14 protein-coding genes are annotated in these 20,096 nt (G+C 66.4%); 11 read left to right on the top strand and 3 right to left on the bottom strand.

What is annotated here, in order from left to right:
- Window positions 1-130: 130 nt before the first annotated feature.
- Window positions 131-1,576, bottom strand: coding sequence for a metalloprotease TldD (gene tldD, locus IPM80_07985; protein ID MBK8958365.1), 1,446 nt, complete (start codon window positions 1,574-1,576; stop codon window positions 131-133).
- Window positions 1,577-1,652: 76 nt separating this feature from the next.
- Window positions 1,653-4,151 carry an EAL domain-containing protein gene (locus IPM80_07980; GenBank protein ID MBK8958364.1) on the bottom strand — a complete coding sequence of 833 codons (2,499 nt, stop codon included), beginning with the start codon at window positions 4,149-4,151 and terminating at the stop codon, window positions 1,653-1,655.
- Between the two features lie 269 nt (window positions 4,152-4,420).
- Here IPM80_07980 and alaC point away from each other — a divergent pair, with 269 nt between their 5' ends.
- The 10 genes from alaC to IPM80_07930 all read left to right on the top strand — a co-directional run bounded on the left by alaC (window position 4,421) and on the right by IPM80_07930 (window position 16,810).
- Window positions 4,421-5,632: an alanine transaminase gene (gene alaC, locus IPM80_07975; protein MBK8958363.1), complete on the top strand. Its 1,212-nt coding sequence runs from the start codon at window positions 4,421-4,423 to the stop codon at window positions 5,630-5,632.
- A gap of 3 nt (window positions 5,633-5,635) precedes the next feature.
- Window positions 5,636-6,967, top strand: a complete 1,332-nt coding sequence (locus IPM80_07970; protein ID MBK8958362.1) for a homoserine dehydrogenase — start codon at window positions 5,636-5,638, stop codon at window positions 6,965-6,967.
- On the top strand, window positions 6,958-8,091 hold the full coding sequence (locus tag IPM80_07965; GenBank protein ID MBK8958361.1) for a threonine synthase: 1,134 nt from the start codon (window positions 6,958-6,960) through the stop codon (window positions 8,089-8,091). The genes IPM80_07970 and IPM80_07965 overlap by 10 nt, the downstream gene beginning before the upstream one ends.
- 87 nt (window positions 8,092-8,178) lie before the next feature.
- Window positions 8,179-9,180, top strand: coding sequence for a hypothetical protein (locus IPM80_07960; protein ID MBK8958360.1), 1,002 nt, complete (start codon window positions 8,179-8,181; stop codon window positions 9,178-9,180).
- Between the two features lie 220 nt (window positions 9,181-9,400).
- Entirely contained in the window at window positions 9,401-10,108 is a 708-nt protein-coding gene (locus tag IPM80_07955; protein MBK8958359.1) for a UPF0149 family protein, read from the top strand.
- A complete protein-coding gene (gene recJ, locus IPM80_07950; protein MBK8958358.1) occupies window positions 10,089-11,861 on the top strand; it encodes a single-stranded-DNA-specific exonuclease RecJ in 1,773 nt (590 codons plus the stop codon). The genes IPM80_07955 and recJ overlap by 20 nt, the downstream gene beginning before the upstream one ends.
- Before the next feature lie 70 nt (window positions 11,862-11,931).
- A protein-coding gene (gene prfB, locus IPM80_07945; protein ID MBK8958357.1) for a peptide chain release factor 2 occupies window positions 11,932-13,027 on the top strand; the annotation gives its coding sequence in 2 pieces (ribosomal slippage) (window positions 11,932-12,003 and window positions 12,005-13,027; 1,095 coding nt in all).
- Between the two features lie 167 nt (window positions 13,028-13,194).
- Entirely contained in the window at window positions 13,195-14,694 is a 1,500-nt protein-coding gene (lysS, locus tag IPM80_07940; GenBank protein MBK8958356.1) for a lysine--tRNA ligase, read from the top strand.
- Window positions 14,695-14,768: 74 nt separating this feature from the next.
- The gene (locus tag IPM80_07935) at window positions 14,769-15,047 is read left to right on the top strand and encodes a hypothetical protein (GenBank protein ID MBK8958355.1); all 279 of its coding nucleotides are present in this window, start codon (window positions 14,769-14,771) and stop codon (window positions 15,045-15,047) included.
- 242 nt (window positions 15,048-15,289) lie between these two features.
- The gene (locus IPM80_07930; GenBank protein MBK8958354.1) at window positions 15,290-16,810 is read left to right on the top strand and encodes an FMN-binding glutamate synthase family protein; all 1,521 of its coding nucleotides are present in this window, start codon (window positions 15,290-15,292) and stop codon (window positions 16,808-16,810) included.
- Window positions 16,811-16,894: 84 nt separating this feature from the next.
- Here IPM80_07930 and IPM80_07925 read toward each other — a convergent pair whose 3' ends face one another.
- The gene (locus IPM80_07925) at window positions 16,895-18,070 is read right to left on the bottom strand and encodes an acyl-CoA dehydrogenase family protein (protein MBK8958353.1); all 1,176 of its coding nucleotides are present in this window, start codon (window positions 18,068-18,070) and stop codon (window positions 16,895-16,897) included.
- A 241-nt stretch (window positions 18,071-18,311) separates the two neighbouring features.
- Here IPM80_07925 and IPM80_07920 point away from each other — a divergent pair, with 241 nt between their 5' ends.
- A complete protein-coding gene (locus IPM80_07920; GenBank protein MBK8958352.1) occupies window positions 18,312-20,054 on the top strand; it encodes an aldehyde ferredoxin oxidoreductase in 1,743 nt (580 codons plus the stop codon).
- The last annotated feature ends 42 nt before the right edge of the window (window positions 20,055-20,096 follow it).

Genomic DNA, 20,096 nt, shown 5'->3' with positions numbered 1-20,096 from the left:
CCTGGATTGTTGTGTTTATGTCGTCTCGATGTGCGAATGAATTCGCACCTACCATGTGCGAGCGAGTACCGGCATGCATCGACAGGCTGTCGCCCTGTAGGTGCGAATTCATTCGCACATTCAGACGCCCTCAGGTCCGCGTACCGCCCACCGTCAAGCTATCGACTTTCAAGGTCGGTTGACCGACGCCCACCGGCACCGACTGGCCGTCCTTGCCGCAGGTGCCGATGCCGTTGTCGAGGGCCAGGTCGTTGCCGACCATCGACACCCGCGTCAGCACGTCGGGACCATTGCCGATCAGGGTCGCGCCCTTGACCGGCGCGGTCACCTTGCCGTCCTCGATGAGATAGGCCTCGGCGGCGCTGAACACGAACTTGCCGTTGGTGATGTCGACCTGGCCGCCGCCGAAACTCACGGCATACAGGCCGCGCTTGACGCTCTTGATGATGTCGGCCGGCGCGCTCTCGCCGGCCAGCATGTAGGTGTTGGTCATGCGCGGCATGGGCCGGTGCGCGTAGGACTGGCGGCGGCCGTTGCCGGTGGTCGGGACTTGCATGAGGCCGGCGTTGTGGCGGTCCTGCATGTAGCCGCACAGGCGTCCGTTCTCGATCAGCACCGTGCGTTGCCCCGGCACGCCTTCGTCATCGACATTCAGTGAACCGCGGCGCAGCGGCAAGGTGGCATCGTCGACCACCGTACATAGCGGCGAGGCGACCGCGGCGCCGATGCGGTTCGCGAATGCCGAGGTGCCCTTGCGATTGAAATCGCCTTCGAGGCCGTGACCGATGGCTTCGTGCAGCAGGATGCCGGGCCATCCCGAGCCCAGCACCACCGTCATTTCACCGGCCGGCGCGTCGACGGCGTCGAGACTGACCAGCGCCTGGCGCAAGGCTTCGTCGGCGATGTGTTCGGGGCGGCCGTCGCCGAACAGGGCGAGGTAACCGGTGCGGCCGCCGCCGCCGTGGCTGGCGGTCTCGCGCCGGCCGTTGCGTTCGACGATGACCGTGACGTTGAGCCTGACCAACGGCCGCAGGTCGGCGGCCAGCGTGCCGTCCGAGGTCGCCACCATCATCGCGCTGTATTGCCCCGACAGGCTGACCATCACTTCGCGCACGCACGGGTCGGCGGCGCGCAAACGCGCGTCGAGGCTGCGCATCAGCGCCAGCTTGTCGGCCGCCTCCACCTCGAGCAGCGGGTCGAGCGCGGCATACAGCGCCGGTGCGTTGTCGCGGGTCGCGACGCGCACGTCGCGTGCCTGGCCCTGGCGCGTGATGGCGCGCGCGGTGCGTGCGGCCTCGAGCAGCGCCGGCACGGTGAGATCGTCCGAGTACGCAAAGCCGGTCTGTTCGCCGCTGACGGCGCGTACGCCCGCGCCCTGCCGAATGCTGTGCACGCCCTCCTTGACGATGCCGTCCTCGAGACTCCACGACTCGCTGCGCGTGAATTCCAGGTAGACGTCGGCCAGGTCGACCTGGCGGCCGCAGAGGTCCGCCAGCACCCGTTCCAGATCGGGGATTTCGACGCCGGTGGGGGTCAGCAATTGCTGCCGGGCAAGCGCGAGGGCGTGGTCGGTCATGGGCGGCACTCAGGTGTGGTCCGCGCCAGTATAAACGCGGCTGGCGCTTCGGTAGGGAGCGTGTCGTTGACGCTGTCTAAGCGGCCGAGGCCGCGCCCTTGCTCCTGCGCAAATTCAGCGTCAGCGCCGACTGCGGTTCGCCGTACAGGTAACCCTGCATTTCGCGGCAACCCTCGGCCTTGAGGAAATCGCGTTGTTCGGCGGTCTCCACGCCTTCGGCGACCGGCGTGAGGTCGAGGCTGCGCGCCAGCGCCAGGATCGCGCGGGCGATGGCGACGTCCTCGGCGTCATGCGGCACGCCGCGCACGAAGGCCCGGTCGATCTTGAGATCGTCGATGGGGAAGCGCTTGAGATAGGCGAGCGACGAATAGCCCGTGCCAAAATCATCGAGCCCGATGCGCACACCGCGCTGGTCGAGGCGCGACAGCGTTTCCAGCACCGCATCGGGATGCTGCATCGCCATGCTCTCGGTGATCTCGAGTTCGAGATGCGCGGGGTCGAGGCGGAACTCGCCGAGTATGGCGATGATCCGCTCGACCAGGTCCGGCTCGAGCAATTGGCGCATGGACAGGTTCACCGCCACGCGCTCGAGCGCGAACCCTTCGTCGAGCCAGGCGCGAAACTGCGCGCAAGCGGTGCGCAGCGCCCATTCGCCGAGCTGCACGATGATGCCGGTCTGTTCGGCCAGCGGCACGAAGCGCTCGGGCGAGATCTCGCCGAGCTCCGGGTGCGACCAGCGCAACAGCGCTTCCACGCCCAGCACCTCGCCACCCACCGAATCGACGCGCGGCTGGTAGGCCAGCCACAGCTGGTGCGTCAGGTAAGGGCCCTGCAGGCCCGCCATCAGCTGCGCCTTCTCCTGGATTTGATCGTGCAGTTCGGCGGTGAAGAAGCGGAAATCGTTGCGGCCGGATTCCTTGGCGCTGTACATCGCCAGATCCGCGCGCGTCAGCAGTTCGTCGGGTGTGCGTCCGTCGGTCGGGAAGCAGCTCACGCCGATGCTGGTGGACAGGGTGTGTTCGTTGTCGTCGACCGTGATCGGGCTGCTGATGCGCGCCAGGATCTTGCGCGCGATGGCGGCGATGGCATCGGTGTGCAGCGGGCCTTCCAGCAGCACCGCGAATTCGTCGCCGCCGAGTCTCACCACCACGTCGCCCTGGCGCACCGAGTTGGAAAGGCGCGCGGCCGCCGCGCGCAGCAGTTGATCGCCGGCCGCGTGACCGTTGGAATCGTTGATGACCTTGAAATGATCGAGGTCCAGGCACAGCACCGCCAGCACGTGGTTGTTGCGCTCGGCGCGGTAGATCATTTCCTGCAGGCGTTCGCGCAGGAAGGCGCGGTTGGCGAGGCCGGTGAGGGGATCGTGGTAGGCCTGGTGACGCAGGCGGCTTTCATGTTCCTTGCGCGCCGAGATGTCGCAATTGGTGCCGACCAGCGCCAGGCCGCGCCCGCTGTCGCTGCGCGACACCACCCGCGCGCGGCTCTCTATCCACAGCCAGCGGCCGAACAGATCGCGCACCCGGTGATCGACCACGTAGCCGCTGCTCGCGCCGCGCAGCGCGTCGCGATAGGCGCGGCGGATGGCCGGACGATCGTCGGGATGCGTGAGTTGCATGAGCTCTTGCATGCTGGTCGCGGTGGCGCGCGGCGGGCCGCCGAGCATCTGCGACCAGTGATCCGACAGCGTCACCGCGCGCGTGCGGGTGTCGACCTCGAACAACGCCATGCGCCCCGCCACCAGCGCGCTGTCGAGCTGCTCGCGGGTGGCGGTCATGGCGGCCAGGGTTTCGCGCAGCTCGGCGGTGCGTTCGTCGACCACCGTCGCCAGCGAGGCGTTGATTTGCGCTTCGTGATCGGCACGGCCGCGTTCCAGTTCCAGGCGGCGCGCGGTTTCCGCCTGGGCGCGGTCGTGGGCCGCGGCCAGTTCGCGCGCCATGATTTCCAGTTCCTGGGCCTTGCTCGCCTGGTCGCGGGCGAGGCGCCGCGCTTCGCGCAGCCAGCGGCCGAACAGGTGCGCGCTGCGCTGGATGCCGAGCAGGTATACCAGCATCAACACGCCGATGCTGAGGTACAGCGGCGTGCCGCCCATGAGGAAGCGCAGCGCCGTCGGCAGGATCGCGGCGGCCGCGTACAGGTGGAAGGCCAGCGGCAAGGGCGCGAGATAGGGCACGCCGGCCGAGGTCATGCCGGCGATCACGAGGATGATGAGGAACGAGTGCTCGAGCGCGGGCGAAAACATCAGCAGCTGTCCGGCCATGCCCCACACGATGCCGGTCGCCAGCGCGCCGAGGGTGAAGGCGCGCCCCCAGGCCTGGTCGTCGCCGGGCTGAACCGCGCGTGCCTGGTAGGCGCGTCGCAGGGCGCCGCGTGCCAGCACGATCAGGAGCATGGTCACCAGCCAACCGCCGGCGCGCGCGCCGCCAAGGCTGGTCCATTGGCTCGCGGCGAGCAGGGTGGCGACCGTGGCGGTGATGATTTCGCCGTTACGGGCATTGGCGAACAGCAGTTCGACAACGGCTTCGTCGACATCCTCGCGTCGATGCGGAGCGCGCTCTCGCGCGCGGAGGATAGACATCGGCATCAGCATGTCGGCCCCGCTCGGCGGGGCCCGGCCAGGGGGCGATGGGCGGGGCAGGGCATTTCCATCGCCTTGCGGGTTCTCCCGTTCTAATAGAGTGACGGCGTAACGAGCGAGGCATGGTAGCGCAGGACCTCGACCCGGCGCAGCCGCCGTCACCGGCGAACGCGGACTCTTACACAAATTTCCCTATCGAGGCGCGGTGTAATCCGTTTGACACTGTCCGGTCAAGCAGTTAGCTTTGCCGGCTCTTGCAATCCCACCGCATGTCAGCGAATACCGCCGTGAGCACTGGATTTTCCCGCATCGACCGCCTGCCGCCCTATGTCTTCAATGTCGTGGGCGATCTGAAGATGGCGGCACGCCGCCGGGGCGAAGACATCATCGACTTCAGCATGGGCAATCCCGACCAGCCCACGCCCAAGCACATCGTCGACAAGATGGTCGAAGCGGCGCAGCGCGGCGACACCCATCGCTACTCGGTGTCGCGTGGCATTCCGCGCCTGCGGCTTGCGATCTGCAACTGGTACAAGACGCGCTACGACGTCGACATCGACCCCGACAAGGAAGCCATCGTCACCATCGGTTCCAAGGAAGGCCTTGCTCATCTCGCCATGGCGACGGTCGATCGCGGCGATGCGGTGCTGGTGCCGAATCCGGCCTACCCGATCCACCCCTACGGCTTCGTGATCGCCGGCGCCGACATCCGCCACGTGCCGATCGGCCCGGGCGTGGATTTCTTTCACGAACTCGACAGCGCCATCAAGAATTCCTGGCCCAAGCCCAAGATGCTGTTGCTCAATTTTCCGAGCAACCCGACCGCGCAGTGCGTCGATCTCGAATTCTTCGAGCACGTGGTGGCGGTGGCGCGCGAGCACAACATCTACGTGGTGCACGATCTGGCCTATGCCGACCTCGTGTTCGACGGCTACAAGGCGCCGTCCATCATGCAGGTGCCGGGCGCCAAGGACGTGTGCGTGGAATTCTTCACGCTGTCCAAGAGCTACAACATGCCGGGCTGGCGCATCGGTTTCATGGTCGGCAATCCCGATCTCGTCTACGCCCTCGCGCGCCTGAAGTCCTATCTCGACTACGGCATGTTCACGCCCATCCAGGTCGCCGCCATCGCCGCGCTCGAAGGCCCGCAGGACTGCGTGAGCGAGATCCGCGACATGTACCAGCAGCGCCGCGACGTGCTGTGCGAAGGTTTGCAGTCGGCCGGGTGGGACGTGGAGAAACCGCGCGGCACGATGTTCGTGTGGGCGCAGATCCCGGAACCGTGGCGCGCCATGGGCTCGCTGGAGTTTTCCAAGCTGCTGCTGGCCGAAGCCAAGGTCGCGGTCTCGCCGGGCATCGGCTTCGGTGAATACGGCGACGACCATGTGCGTTTCGCGCTCATTGAAAACGCCCATCGCTCGCGCCAGGCGATCCGGGGCATCAAGGACATGCTGCGCAACGGCGTGGGTGTGGGAGGCTGAGTCATGGCGCGACGTCGTGTGCAATTACCGCCGGTCAAGATCGGTGTGCTGGGACTCGGCACCGTCGGCTGCGGCACGCTCAACGTGCTGGCGCGCAACCGCGACGAGATCGCGCGCCGCGCCGGCCGCAACATCGAAGTGGTGGCGGCCTCGGCGCGTGACCTCGACAAGCAGCGGCCGATAGACACGCAGGGCATACGCCTGACCACCGATCCGTTTTCGGTGGTCGACGATCCGAGCATAGAGATCGTGGTCGAACTGATCGGCGGCACCGATCCGGCGCGCGAGCTGGTGATGCGTGCGCTGGACAACGGCAAGGACGTGGTCACCGCCAACAAGGCGCTGATCGCCCTGCACGGCAACGAAGTATTCGCACGCGCGCAGGCCCAGGGCCTGACGGTGGCTTTCGAAGCGGCGGTGGCCGGCGGCATCCCGGTCATCAAGACCCTGCGCGAAGCCTTGGCCGGCAACACCGTCGAGTGGCTGGCCGGCATCATCAACGGCACCTGCAACTACATGCTGACCGCCATGAGCGAGCGCTCGGCGGATTTCGCCGAGGTGCTGGCGGAGGCGCAGGCGCTGGGTTACGCGGAAGCCGATCCGTCCTTCGACATCGATGGCGTCGATGCCGCCCACAAGCTCACCATCCTCGCGTCCATCGCCTTCGGCATCCCGCTGCAGTTCGACAAGATCCATATCGAGGGCATACGCAACGTCACGCTCGATGACGTGCGCTACGCCGAGGCCTTGGGCTACCGCATCAAGCACCTGGGCTTCGCCAAGCGCGCCGCCGAGGGCATAGAACTGCGCGTGCATCCGACGCTGGTGCCGCGCCGCGTGATGCTGGCGCACGTCAACGGCGTGATGAACGGCATCCTCATCCGCGGCGACGCGGTCGGACCCATGCTGTTGTCCGGCGCCGGCGCCGGCGCCGATCCGACCGCCTCGTCGGTGGTGGCCGACATCGTCGACGTGGTGCGCGCGCTGACGGTCGACCCCAACAATCGCGTGCCGCATCTCGCGTTCCGCGCCGACAGCCTGTCCGCCGCGCCGATATTGCCGATGGCGGACATCGAGAGCGCCTACTACCTGCGCCTGGCGGCGATCGATCAACCGGGCGTGCTGGCCGACATCACGCGCATACTCGCGGACTTGCGCATCAGCATCGAAGCGATACGTCAGCCCGAGGCCGCCGATGGCGACGCCACGGTCCCGATCATCATTCTCACGCACCGGGTCGGCGAGGCCGCCATGAACGCGGCGGTCGAGCGCATCGCGCGCCTGCCCGGCATCGGTGCCAACATCACCCGCATCCGCATGGAGGAATTCGCGTGAGCGCGCGTTACTCGGGTCTCATCGAACGCTATCGCGACCGCCTGCCGGTCACCCCGTCCACCCGCGTCATCAGCCTGTGCGAAGGCAACACGCCGCTCATCAAGCTCGAGAACATTTCGAACAAGCGTGGCCGCGGCTGCGAGATCTACGTCAAGTTCGAAGGCCTGAACCCGACCGGTTCGTTCAAGGATCGCGGCATGACCATGGCCGTGACCCAGGCGGTCAGCGAAGGCGCGCAGGCCATCATCTGCGCCTCGACCGGCAACACCTCGGCGTCGGCGGCGGCCTATGCGGCGCGCGCCGGCATTCGCTGCTTCGTGCTGATTCCGGAAGGCAAGATTGCGCTCGGCAAGCTGGCGCAGGCCATGATCCAGGGCTCGGTGGTCATCCAGATCAAGGGCAACTTTGATGACGGCATGCGCATCGTCAAGGAAATGGCCGATGTCGCGCCGGTGACCATCGTCAACTCCATCAATCCCTATCGCCTGCAGGGCCAGAAGACCGCCGCCTTCGAAATCGTCGACGCGCTCGGTCGCGCACCGGACTACCACTGCATTCCGGTCGGCAACGCCGGCAACATCAGCGCCTACTGGACGGGCTTTTCCGAATACGCCGGCGTCAAACCGGCCACCGCCGCCTGCGCGTGGTGCGATGACCAGTGCAAGTTCGAACGTCCGGCCGTGACCGACAGCCGGCCGGTGATGCTCGGTTACCAGGCGGCCGGCTCGGCGCCGTTCATCGCCGGTCATCCCATTGAACTGCCGGAAACGGTCGCCACCGCCATCCGCATCGGCAACCCGCAGTCCTGGGACCTGGCGTGGGCCGCGGCGCGTGAGTCGGGCGGCGAATTCAAGAGCATGACCGACGAAGAGATCCTCAAGATCCAGCGTGAGCTCGCCGAGCAGGAAGGCATCTTCTGCGAGCCCGCATCGGCGATTGCGCTGGGCGGCGCCTTGCGCGACATCGAAAGCGGCCGCATCAGGGAAGGCAGCGTCGTGACCTGTACGCTGACCGGTCATGGCTTGAAGGATCCCGACACCGCCATCAAGCAGAGCGCCGGCGGCGTCATCGAGATCCCGGCCGAGAGCGACGCGGTCAAGCGCGCCATCCTCGACCACCTGTGAGACCGCGCGCCCGTTGCGCGGGCCGCTGTCCAGCGCAATGACCGGCACGGCGCGCAGGCGCGCTGCCGGCGTTGCCGGGCCGATGCCATGAGTGCGCGTCTCGACATCCTCGCTCCCCATCTCATCGAACACCTGCTGCGCGCGCCCGAAGACGCACCGACGCAGGCCGTCTCAAGCGTGCTGGCGCGCGGCGAACTGCGTGCGATGCCGCGCACCGATGTCGACACCGCCATGCTGGCGTGGTTCGGGCTGTCGTCCTTCGAAGGACTGGCCGACATCAGCGCCGCGCTAGACTTCGCCGCGCATGACGGCGATGCGCACTGGCTGCGCGCCGATCCTGTACACCTGCGCGCCGACGCCACCCGCGTCACCCTGTTCGACACCGACAGTGTCGGCCTCGCCGCCGACGAGAGCGATGCGCTGCTGGCCCATCTCAATGCCGGCTTTGCCGGGCAGGCGCTGCGATTCGAACGTGGCCACTCGCCGTCGCGCTGGTACCTGCGCGCGGCGGCGCCGCAAGCGCTGGAACTCGCCTCGCCGCGCGCATTGCGCGGTTCGGCGGTGGAGGACAGCTTGAGCGCCCTGCGTCGTGCCGGCGCGCTGAACCGCGTCATGACCGAAGCGCAGATGGTGCTGTACGGCGCACCGGCCAACGACGCGCGCGGCGCGGCGGGACGCGCGCCGATCAACAGCGTGTGGTTCTGGGGCGGCGGTAGCGCGCCGGCCATCGCGCGCGGCACGCGCGGCGCGGTGCTCGGCGACGATGATTTCCTGGCCGCGCTCGCGCACCGCGCGGGCCTCACCCATCAGCGTGCGGCCAAGGGCCTCGAAGAAGTGCTGCACGACGCTTGCGGCGATGTGCTGCTGCTCGATCACACCGGGTTCGAGCAGTGCGACGTGGCGCGCTTTGCCGACGAAATCCTGGCGCCGGCGAGCGCGGCCTTGTCACGCGGCCGCCTCGCCGAGGTCGTCATCCATGCCGAGGGCGCTGAACTGTCGCTGACGCGCGGCGCGCGATGGCGCCTGTGGCGTCGCGCCACGGTGTTCCTCGATGCGCTGCGCCGCATGCGCGAGGGCGAGGCGCGGTAGGGGACAGCACTTTGCGTGTCGCGCGCAGCAAGCCTTGCACTCGATTGGCGCTGAACAATTTTTTTGTGGTGCGCGTGTGCAATGCGACTAAGTCTGACCCACATTGGACAGATGGCGGAATTTGTCCTCCTGCTTGTGGGTCAGGCTTCAGCCTCACAAGGGAAGCCACAAGTGAAGTCGCCCGCTCAACACGCCCCGCTTACGAATCGAGTTCCATGACATGCATCCAGCACCCCAGCCCCTGACCAGTATCGAGCTCGACACGCTCGATGAATTTCTCGCCATGCCGGCGCTGGAAGAGACATCGATGGACGTCGGCGTGCTCGACGGCTACCTCACCGCCCTCCTGTTGTCTCCGCGGCTGGTGAAACCATCGATGTGGCTGGCGCGCATCTGGGACATGGAGAACGCGCGCAGGAAGCCGCGCTATGCCGACGACGCGCAGTCGAGCCAGATCCTGTCGCTCATCACCCGCCACTACCATCACCTTGCCGACGAAATCACCAAGCCCACGCCGGCGCTGTTGCCGGTGTTCCTGCGCGGCGCGCAGTGGGGCGTGTCGGAATGGTGCGCGGGTTTCCTGCTCGGCACGTCCTTCGATCGCGACACCTGGGCGGCCTTGATGGAAGAACAGCCCGAATGGTTCGTGCCGCTGCAGGTGCTGGGCATGGGCGATGACGAGGACATCGAGGAGGAATTCCCGGATCTCGACGCAGCGCTCGATGCGGTGATGGTGGCGGTGCAGGCGATAGACATGCATTTCCGTGCCGAGCGCGAGGCCGGGCCCGATCCACGTGCGGTCGATTTCGCGGCGCCCACGCCGCTGGTGAACGCCGACGCCAAGACGCCGCGCAATGCGCTGTGCGCCTGCGGCAGCGGCAAGAAATTCAAGAAGTGCTGCGGGCAGGATGAGCGCTCCGCGAACTGATGCGGCGTCGGGCGGCGCCTTGCCGCGCCCGCGTATCGTCACGCGCGCGGTGGCGGCCGATGCGTTCCTGCCGGCGGAGTTGCACACCGTCACGCGCCGTGTGCTGGCCGCGCGCGGCATCACCTCGCCGGCCCTGCTCGATACGTCCTTGAAAGGCCTGTTGCCGGCCACCGAACTCGGCGGCACCGGCGCTGCCGTGCGCCTCATCGCCGAGGTCATGCAGCGCGGCGGGCGCATGCTGGTGGTGGGCGATTTCGACGCCGACGGCGCCACCAGCACCGCGCTGGCCTTGCGTGCCTTGCGCGCGATGGGCGCGGCCGATGTCGCTTACCTGGTGCCGAACCGCTTCGAATACGGCTACGGGCTCACCGCCGAAATCGTCGAACTCGCCGCGCGTCAGCAGCCCGAGTTGATCATCACCGTCGACAACGGCATCTCCAGTTTCGACGGCGTGGCGCGCGCGCGCGAGCACGGCATCAAGGTGCTGATCACCGATCATCATCTGCCCGGCGCCGCGCGGCCGCTGGCCGACGCGCTGGTCAATCCCAACCTGCCCGAGGACGCCTTCCCGAGCAAGGCGCTGGCCGGCGTCGGCGTCATCTTCTACGTGATGACGGCGTTGCGCGCCCATCTGCGTGAACAGGGCTGGTTCGCCGCGCGCGGCATCGCCGAACCCAATCTCGCGAGCTTGCTCGACCTGGTTGCGCTCGGCACGGTGGCCGACGTGGTGCCGCTGGACGAAAACAACCGCCGCCTGGTGGCGCAAGGCCTGGCGCGCATCCGCGCCGGCCAATGCCAGGCCGGCATCAGCGCCTTGATCGCGGTCGGCGGCCGCAACCGCGCGCGCCTCACGCCCAGCGATCTCGGCTTCGCGGTCGGCCCGCGCCTGAATGCGGCCGGCCGACTGTCGGACATGTCGCTCGGCATCGAATGCCTGCTGAGTGACGATGCGGATCGCTGCGCCGCCATCGCCGAGCAACTCGATGCGCTCAACCGCGAACGGCGCGAACTCGAGGACGTGATGCGCGAGACCGCGTTCGACAGCATCGAGGCTGAACTCAAGCGCGCGCTCGGCCAGGCCCTGCCGGCCGCGTTCTGCGTGTTCGACGAAGACTGGCACCAGGGCGTGATCGGCATCGTCGCCGCGCGCGTCAAGGATCGTTTCCATCGCCCGACCATCGCCTTCGCGCCGGCCGACGCCGACACGCTGAAGGGCTCGGCGCGCTCGATCCCCGGCGTGCACATCCGCGATGCGCTGGATGCGGTCGCCGCGCGCCATCCTGACTTGCTGAGCAAGTTCGGCGGCCATGCGATGGCCGCCGGCCTGTCGCTGTCGCGTGACGCGCTGCCGGCCTTCCGCGCTGCTTTCACCGCGCAGGTCAACGAATTGCTGGACGCCGAAACCCGCGAGCGGCGCATCGATACCGACGGCGAGCTGGCGGCGGGCGAATTCACCCTGGCGCTGGCCAAGGAGCTGGCGTCCGTCGCACCTTGGGGCCAGGGTTTTCCCGAGCCGCGCTTCGAGGGCGTGTTCCGCGTCGAGGACCGGCGCGTGGTCGGCGGCAAGCACGCGCGCCTGGTGCTGTCGCCGCGCGGCGCGCGCGGCACGGTGGCGGCCATCGCCTTCGGCGCGGCCGGCGAGCCGTGGTTCGCCAAGGCCGAGCACATCCACGCGGTCTACAAGCTCGACGTCAACGATTACGGCGGCATCGAAACCGTGCAGCTGGTGGTCGATTACGCCAGCGCGGTGTGAGGGCGCTTGGGCTTTGCGCGGCCCAGCCGGTACAATCGCGCGCTCCTTTCAACAGCTACCCAAGGTCGTCATGGAACTCAATCCCACCTATAACGCCATCAAAGACATGCAGTCCCGCATCGAAGCGTTACGGGGGTATCTTTGACTACGCTGAAAAAGCGGAACGCCTGGTAGAAGTCGAGCGCCTGCTGGCCGAACCCAAGGTCTGGGACAACCCCGAGCACGCGCAGGAACTGGGGCGCGAACGCGTGGCCCTGGAACGCGTGGTGGTGACGCTCGACAAGCTCTCCAAGCGCCTGGTCGACGCCACCGACCTGCTCGATCTCGCGGCCGAGGAAGACGACCTCGAGACCGTCACCTCGGTGCAGAAGGACGTGGCCGAGGCCGAGGCGCAGCTCGCCGATCTCGAATTCCGGCGCATGTTCGCCGGCGAAATGGATCCCAACAACGCCTTCCTCGACATCCAGGCCGGCTCCGGTGGCACCGAGGCGCAGGACTGGGCCGAGATGCTGCTGCGCATGTACTTGCGCTGGGGTGAGCGGCGCGGCTTCAATCCGGAACTGCTGGAAGTCTCGTCCGGCGAAGTGGCCGGCATCAAGAGCGCGACCGTGAAGTTCACCGGCGAATATGCCTTCGGCTGGCTGCGCACCGAGACCGGCGTGCATCGCCTGGTGCGCAAGTCGCCGTTCGATTCGGGCAACCGCCGGCACACCTCGTTCTCATCGGTGTTCGTGTCGCCGGAAATCGATGACAACATCGAAATCGACATCAACCCGGCGGATCTGCGCACCGATACCTACCGTGCCAGCGGCGCCGGTGGTCAGCACGTCAACAAGACCGATTCGGCGGTGCGCATCACGCACATTCCGACCAACACCGTGGTGCAGTGTCAGAACGAACGTTCGCAGCACAAGAACCGCGACCAGGCCATGAAGATGCTGCGCGCCAAACTCTACGAGCAGGAACTGCTCAAGCGCCAGGAAGCGCAGCAGGCCATCGAGGACAGCAAGTCCGACATCGGCTGGGGCCACCAGATCCGCTCCTACGTGCTCGATCAATCGCGCATCAAGGATCTGCGCACCGACGTCGAGACCGGCAACCCGCAGGCGGTGTTGGACGGCAACCTCGACATGTTCATCGAAGCAAGTCTGAAAATGGGACTGTAAGGCCAGTGCGCTGTCCCGCAATGAATCTTCGCGATTGGCTTGCTTTCGAACCGCCATGCGGCGTTACTTGTCGTCGCAATAGCGCCGCTATTACTCCTCCGCGCGCCTTGCCTGACGGCTCGATAGCCGCGCCAATCATCGAAGTTCATCACGGGGCAGCACACTAGATGTCCGACCACGAAGAATCCGGTACCGAAGCGGCGCTCATCGCTCAGCGCCGCGCCAAGCTCGAGCAGTTGCGTGCCAGCGGCAACGCCTATCGCAACGATTTCCGCCGCGATGCGCTGGCCGGCGAACTGCACGCGCGTTTTGCCGAGGCCAGCGCGGCCGAGTTGGAAGCGCAGGCGCACCGGGTCACGATTGCCGGGCGCATGATGACGCAGCGCGTGCAGGGGAAGACCTCGTTCGCCCACGTCAAGGACATGAGCGGCTCGATACAACTGTTCGTCAAGCGCGATGCGCTGCCGGAAGGCGTCTACGACGAGTTCAAGAAATGGGATCTCGGTGACATCGTCGGCGCCGAGGGCGTGGTGTTCCGCACCCAGAAAGGCGAGCTGTCGGTGATGGTCGACGGCCTGCGCCTGTTGACCAAGTCGCTGCGGCCTTTGCCGGACAAGTGGCATGGCCTGACCGATCTCGAGGCGCGCTATCGCCAGCGTTATCTCGACCTCATCATGAACGACGACACGCGCCGCGTGTTCCGCATACGCAGTGCGGTGGTGGAATTCATCCGCCGCTTTCTCTCCGAGCGTGGCTATCTCGAAGTCGAGACGCCGATGATGCAGGTGATGGCGGGTGGCGCCGCGGCGCGGCCCTTCATCACCCACCACAACAGTCTCGACATGGACTTGTTCCTGCGCATCGCGCCAGAGCTGTATTTGAAACGCCTGGTGGTGGGCGGCATCGAACGCGTGTTCGAGATCAACCGCAATTTCCGCAACGAGGGCTTGTCGCCGCGCCACAATCCCGAGTTCACCATGCTCGAGTTCTACGCGGCCTATGCCGACTACCGGGATCTGATCGATCTCACCGAACAGATGCTGCGCGAACTGACGCTGGCGGTGTTGGGCAGCAGCGTGGTCGAGTACCAGGGCAAGACTTACGACTTCGGCCAGCCGTTCCCGCGCATGACGGTGATGGAGGCAATCCTGGCCTTCAATCCCGAGGTCGATGCCGCGGAACTCGCGACCGATGCAGGCGCGCGCGCCGTTGCCGCGCGCCTCAACGTGCCGCTCGAAGCGGGCTATGGCCGCGGCAAGGTGCTGGTGGAGATCTTCGAGAAGACCGCCGAGCCCAAGCTCGACGGACCCTTGTTCATCACCCAGTACCCGGCCGAGGTTTCGCCCTTGGCGCGGTGCAACGACGACGACCCGTTCGTCACCGACCGTTTCGAATTCTTCGTCGCGGGGCGCGAGATAGCCAACGGCTTCTCGGAGTTGAACGATCCCGACGACCAGGCCGAGCGCTTTCGCGCGCAGGTCGCGGCCAAGGCCTCGGGCGACCAGGAAGCGATGCCTTACGACGAAGACTATGTCACGGCGCTCGAGTACGGCATGCCGCCGACCGCCGGCGAGGGCATAGGCATCGATCGCCTGGTGATGCTGTTGACCGATTCGCCGTCGATACGCGACGTGCTGCTGTTCCCGCACATGCGGCCGCGCGCCTAGGCGCGCTTGCGACGGCATTGCGCCAATCGCATACTTCACCGCATCGCACCCCTACGCCACGTCTGGAGACACGCATGGACAAGAAGCTTCCTTTCACCGCCGCCGCCACCGCGTTTGCCGCGACGCTCGCCGCCGCACCGCTTGCCGAGGCCAACGACAATCCCTTTGCGCTCGTCGAGTACCAGGGCAGCATGCGCCTCGCCGCCGACCAGGCGGAGAAAGGCTGCGGCGCCAGCGGCGGTGAAATGAAGTGCGGCGCCAACATGGACACCGGCAAGGCCGACGCCAGCAAGGACGAAGCCCAGGCCAAGGCCGCCGATGCGCAGAAGGCCGCGCCCCCGGCCGGCAAGTAGCTTCATCGCCGTGGTCGGGTGACGCCCATCGCGGCGCGCCGCCCGCCCGCGCAGACCGCCAGCCCGCGTGCCGTGACGCGGGCCTCCCGCCCTCGCATTCAAGCTTTTCCTCCGCGCGGTCGTTATCGACTCGGGTAGCGCTGCGCTGGTTGGTCCCTCGGCCGCATCTGCACGCCGCGCTCACCCGGGGCGCGCGACCTCACGGCCGCGCCGGTCGCACTTCGCCTGCGAGGGCTGCTGCCATGGATTCGTCTACCCTGCTCACGGTCGTCAACGGCCTCGCCGCGCTGTTCGTGCTGTGTCTCGGCCTCGGCGTGGTTACCGTCGCGGCGCTCTACGTCATCGACGTCACCCAGACCACCCACGCGGTGCGGCGCAACTACCCGGTCATCGGACGACTGCGCTACGTGTTCGAGTCGCTTGGTGAATTCTTCCGCCAGTATTTCTTCGCCATGGACAGGGAGGAGATGCCCTTCAATCGCGCGGAACGCTCCTGGGTCTATCGCTCGGCCAAGGGCGTGGACAGTACCGTGGCCTTTGGCTCGACGCGCGATCTGCGCACCGTCGGCACCGTCATTTTCGTCAACACGCCCTACCCGACACTCGAAGAAGATGCCGCCACGCCCTGCAGCGTGACCATCGGGCCCGGCTGCCGCACGCCGTATCACACGAGTTCCATTTTCAATATTTCCGGCATGAGCTACGGCGCCATCTCGCGGCCCGCGGTGCTGGCCCTGTCGCAGGGCGCGCGCAAGGCCGGGGTGTGGATGAACACCGGCGAAGGCGGGCTGTCGCCTTATCACCTCGAAGGCGGCGCCGACATCGTGTTCCAAATCGGTACCGCCAAGTACGGCGTGCGCGACGCCGAAGGTCATTTGAGCGACGAGCGCCTGCGCGCCATCGCCGCCCATGAACAAGTGCGCATGTTCGAGATCAAGATGAGCCAGGGCGCCAAGCCCGGCAAGGGCGGCATATTGCCGGGCGTGAAAGTGACGCCGGAGATCGCGATGATCCGCGGCATCGAAGTCGGCGAGCCGTCGCTGAGTCCCAATCGTCATCCGGAAATAGTCAACGAAGGCGCGCTGCTCGACATGATTGCCCACGTGCGGCGCGTGACCGGCAAGCCGACCGGTTTCAAGGCGGTATTCGGTTCGGATCGCTGGCTGGAAAAACTCTTCAAGGAGATTTGGCGGCGCGGTCTCGACAGCGCACCGGATTTCATCACCGTCGACAGCGGTGACGGCGGCACCGGCGCCGCGCCCATGAGCCTCATCGACAATGTCGGCCTGCCGCTCAGGGAAAGCCTGCCGCTGGTGGTCGACAAGCTGCAGGGCTATGGCCTGCGCGAACGCACCAAGATCATTGCCAGCGGCAAGCTGGTCACGCCCAGTGAAGTGGCGTGGGCCATCTGCATGGGCGCCGATTTCGTGACCTCGGCGCGCGGCTTCATGTTCGCGCTCGGCTGCATCCAGGCGCTTCAATGCAACAAGAACACCTGCCCGACCGGCATCACCACCCACGACCGCAACCTGCAGCGTGGCCTGGACATCACCGACAAGTCCGAACGCGTGCGGCGCTACGCCGAGACCATGCACCACGAGGTGGGCGTCATCGCGCATTCCTGCGGCGTGACCGAACCGCGTCTACTCAAGCGCTATCACTGCCGCATCGTGCAGGCCAACGGTCGTTCGGTGCCGATGAACGAGCTGTACCCGGATGTTCGGGTGCTGGCGATGCCGGAGTTAGACGAGGCGCGGGCCTGAGATGTCGAATGAATGTCAGGCTGAAGCCTGACCCACAAGGAGTTCTTCTCTACTGTGGGTCGGACTTCAGTCTGACACCAGGTATCAGAAATTCCTGGTATTGAACGGCTCGTACTTGTCCGACAGGCAGTCGCGGCTGATGATGATCTTCATCACTTCCGAACTGCCGGCGTAGATGGTCGCGATGCGCGCATCGGTGAACTGGCGGCTGATCGGGTATTCGTCCATGTAGCCGGCGCCGCCGTGCAGCTGCACGCCGAGATCGGCGGACTTGATCTGCAGTTCGCTGGCGATGAGCTTGGCCTTGGCGGCGTCGACCGCGGTCAGGGCATTGGCGTTGATGGCGCGCACGCACTGGTCGATGAAGCATTGCGCGACATCGAGCTCGGTGCGTAGCTCCGCCAGTTTGAACTGCGTGTTCTGAAATGCCGCGAGGGTCTTGCCGAAGGCCTTGCGCTCGTGGGCGTAGGCGGCGGCGAGGTCGTAAGACAACTGCGCCGAAGACAGTGCGCCGCAGGCGCCGATCAGGCGTTCCTCGGCCAGGCCCTTCATCAGGTACTTGAAGCCTTCGCCCGCCGTGCCCAGCACGTTGGCCTTCGGCACCTTGACGTTGTTGAAGAAGAGCTCCGCGGTGTCCTGCGCCTTCTGGCCCATCTTCACCAGGTTGCGGCCGCGCTCGAAGCCTTCCATGCCGCGCTCGACCAGGAACAAGGTCATGTGATGCGGGTTGTTGTGCGGATCGGTCTTGGCCGCGACGATCACGAGATCCGCATTGATGCCGTTGGAGATATAGGTCTTGGCGCCGTTCAAGAGCCAATGATCGCCGTGCTCTTCGGCGTGGGTGCGCATGCCGGCCAGGTCGCTGCCGGCATCGGGCTCGGTCATGGCGATGGCGAGGATGCATTCACCCTTCACGCAGCGTGGCAGGAAGCGCATGCACTGTTCTTCGTTGCCGAAGCGGGTGAGGTAAGGGCCGACCAGGCGGCTGTGCAGGGAGTTGTACCAGTCGCCGACCCGCGCATAGGCAGTTTCTTCCAGGATCACCTGCTCGAAACGGAAATCGTTGTCGCCCATGCCGCCGTATTTCTCGTCCGGCCACACCATGAGATAGCCCTGGGCGCCAGCCTTCAGGAAGGCCTCGCGGTCGACGATGCGCTGTTCGCGCCAGCGCTCCATGTGGGGCACGATTTCGGCGGCGAGGAAGCGGCGGTAGGCCGCACGGAACATGGTTTGTTCTTCGGTGAAGTCGCGGGGCAGCATGGGGTTTCCTGTAGGAATGGAAGGGACTTGCGAGCCGATTATCCTCCGCGCGCCGACCGCGGTTCAACGACGGCCCGGCCGTTCGCGGGGCGTGCCCACAGGCGGCGCCGCGCGAACCGCGGACCGGTCTCTTTGACGGTCACGACCCGGCCAAATCAACTCAGGCCCACGGTATGGATCTCGGTGTAAATATGTCACCATTTGCGACATTGGAACCACCGCCTTGTGAGGAGCGCGCACCATGGACCAAGCCTGGGACAACGACAAAATCATCCGCCTCGACATGACCCGCCAGACGGTCAGCGTCGAACCTTTTCCGGCCGAGTGGAAGCTGCTCGGTGGCCGCGCCCTGTCGGCCAAGATCCTGCTCAAGGAATGCGATCCCAAGTGCGATCCGCTCGGCCCGGACAACGTGCTGGTCATGACGCCGGGCACCTTGTCCGGGACGTCCGCGCCGACCTCCGGCCGCCTGTCGCTGGGCTGCAAGAGCCCGCTGACCAATGGCATCAAGGAAGCCAACGTCGGCGGTGACCCCGGCCAGGACCTCATGAAACTCGGCATTCGCGCCATCATCGTCACCGGCCAGCCGGCTGACCGCAGCCGCCGCTGGGGCCTTAAGGTCAACGAGAACGGCGCCGAGCTGGTGGCGGCCGACGAATACAAGGGCATGTGGAACTACGCGCTATGCGAGAAGCTGCTCGCCGATGCACCCAAGTCCGCCTCGGTGATCTCCATCGGCCCGGCCGGTGAAATGCTGATGAAGGGCGCGTCCATCGCCTGCACCGACGACGACAAGGCGCGACGTCCGGCCCGCCAGGCGGCGCGTGGCGGCGTCGGCGCGGTGATGGGTTCGAAGTGCCTGAAGTGGGTGCTGGTTGACCCGGCCAAGGCCTCGCTGCGGCGTCCCGCCGACCGCAAGGCGTTCGCCGCCTACACCAAGGAATTCGCCAAGGACTACCGCGCCGCGCGCCATGGCAATTTCAAGTACGGCACCAGCGCCGTGGTGCCGGCCGCCAACATGCTGCACACCTTCCCGTACAAGAACCGCACCGAAGGCCGCAACCCGGAATTCGAGCAGCTCGATGGCGCGCGCATCCGCGAATCGTTCGAAACCCGCGGCGGCGAGATGCATGCCTGCATGGCGGGCTGCATCGTCAGCTGCTCGAACATCGTGCACGACAAGGACGGCAACTATAAGACCTCGGCGCTCGAGTTCGAGACCCTGACCCTGCTCGGCTCGTGCTGTGCGATCAACAACTGGGAAGACGTCGCCGATCTCGACCGCCTGTGCGACGAGCTCGGCCTCGATACCATCGAGACCGGCGCCGCCATCGCGGTCTACATGGATTCCGACGGCATGGCCTGGGGCGACGCCGCGGGCGCCAAGAAGCTGTTGACCGAAGACGTCAACAACGGCACGCCGCTCGGTCGCAACATCGGCGATGGCGCGCTCGCCATCGGTACGGCGCGCAAGCATCACCGCATCCCGGTGGCCAAGGGCCAGGCCCTGCCGGCCTGGGATCCGCGTCCGCTGAAGGCCACCGGCATCACCTATTGCACCAGCGCCATGGGCGGCGATCACACCGCCGGTCTCGTCATCGATCCCAAGATCAGTGGCGAGAAGGCCGCGATCGCCTCGCAGGAAGTGCAGATAGTCAACGCCATCTGCGACTCGACCGGGTTCTGCATGTTCCTTGGGCCGACCATCGAAGAAACCGCCAAGTTCTTCTCGCCCTTCTTCGGTGAGGAAGTGAGCCGCGAGACGATTGCGGACATCGGCTGGGAATGCCTGCAGGACGAATGGCTGTTCAACGAAAAGGCCGGTCTGACCTTGGCTGACGACAGCATGGCGGAATGCATGAGCACCGAGGGCATTGGCCCGGAGCACGGCATGAAGTTCGATATCCCCGAGGAAATCGTGCGCATGGCCAAGGTGCGCCAGGCGCCGACCGAAAAGTTCTGGCGCCGCTCGCCGGCCGGCTGAGTCCGCGCTTCGAATTCCCCCGGCCGGCGACGGCCGGGGGAG

This window comes from Pseudomonadota bacterium (assembly GCA_016719885.1).
Lineage (GTDB): Bacteria > Pseudomonadota > Gammaproteobacteria.
The sequence above is the reverse complement of the archived record's forward strand: the minus strand, read 5'-3'. Positions and strand labels throughout refer to the sequence as shown.

Coding starts and splice junctions, on each gene's coding strand:
- tldD (MBK8958365.1), bottom strand. CDS start 1,576: ATGACCGACCACGCCCTCGCGCTTGCCCGGCAGCAATTGCTGACCCCC.
- IPM80_07980 (MBK8958364.1), bottom strand. CDS start 4,151: ATGTCTATCCTCCGCGCGCGAGAGCGCGCTCCGCATCGACGCGAGGAT.
- alaC (MBK8958363.1), top strand. CDS start 4,421: ATGTCAGCGAATACCGCCGTGAGCACTGGATTTTCCCGCATCGACCGC.
- IPM80_07970 (MBK8958362.1), top strand. CDS start 5,636: ATGGCGCGACGTCGTGTGCAATTACCGCCGGTCAAGATCGGTGTGCTG.
- IPM80_07960 (MBK8958360.1), top strand. CDS start 8,179: ATGAGTGCGCGTCTCGACATCCTCGCTCCCCATCTCATCGAACACCTG.
- IPM80_07955 (MBK8958359.1), top strand. CDS start 9,401: ATGCATCCAGCACCCCAGCCCCTGACCAGTATCGAGCTCGACACGCTC.
- recJ (MBK8958358.1), top strand. CDS start 10,089: ATGAGCGCTCCGCGAACTGATGCGGCGTCGGGCGGCGCCTTGCCGCGC.
- lysS (MBK8958356.1), top strand. CDS start 13,195: ATGTCCGACCACGAAGAATCCGGTACCGAAGCGGCGCTCATCGCTCAG.
- IPM80_07935 (MBK8958355.1), top strand. CDS start 14,769: ATGGACAAGAAGCTTCCTTTCACCGCCGCCGCCACCGCGTTTGCCGCG.
- IPM80_07930 (MBK8958354.1), top strand. CDS start 15,290: ATGGATTCGTCTACCCTGCTCACGGTCGTCAACGGCCTCGCCGCGCTG.
- IPM80_07925 (MBK8958353.1), bottom strand. CDS start 18,070: ATGCTGCCCCGCGACTTCACCGAAGAACAAACCATGTTCCGTGCGGCC.
- IPM80_07920 (MBK8958352.1), top strand. CDS start 18,312: ATGGACCAAGCCTGGGACAACGACAAAATCATCCGCCTCGACATGACC.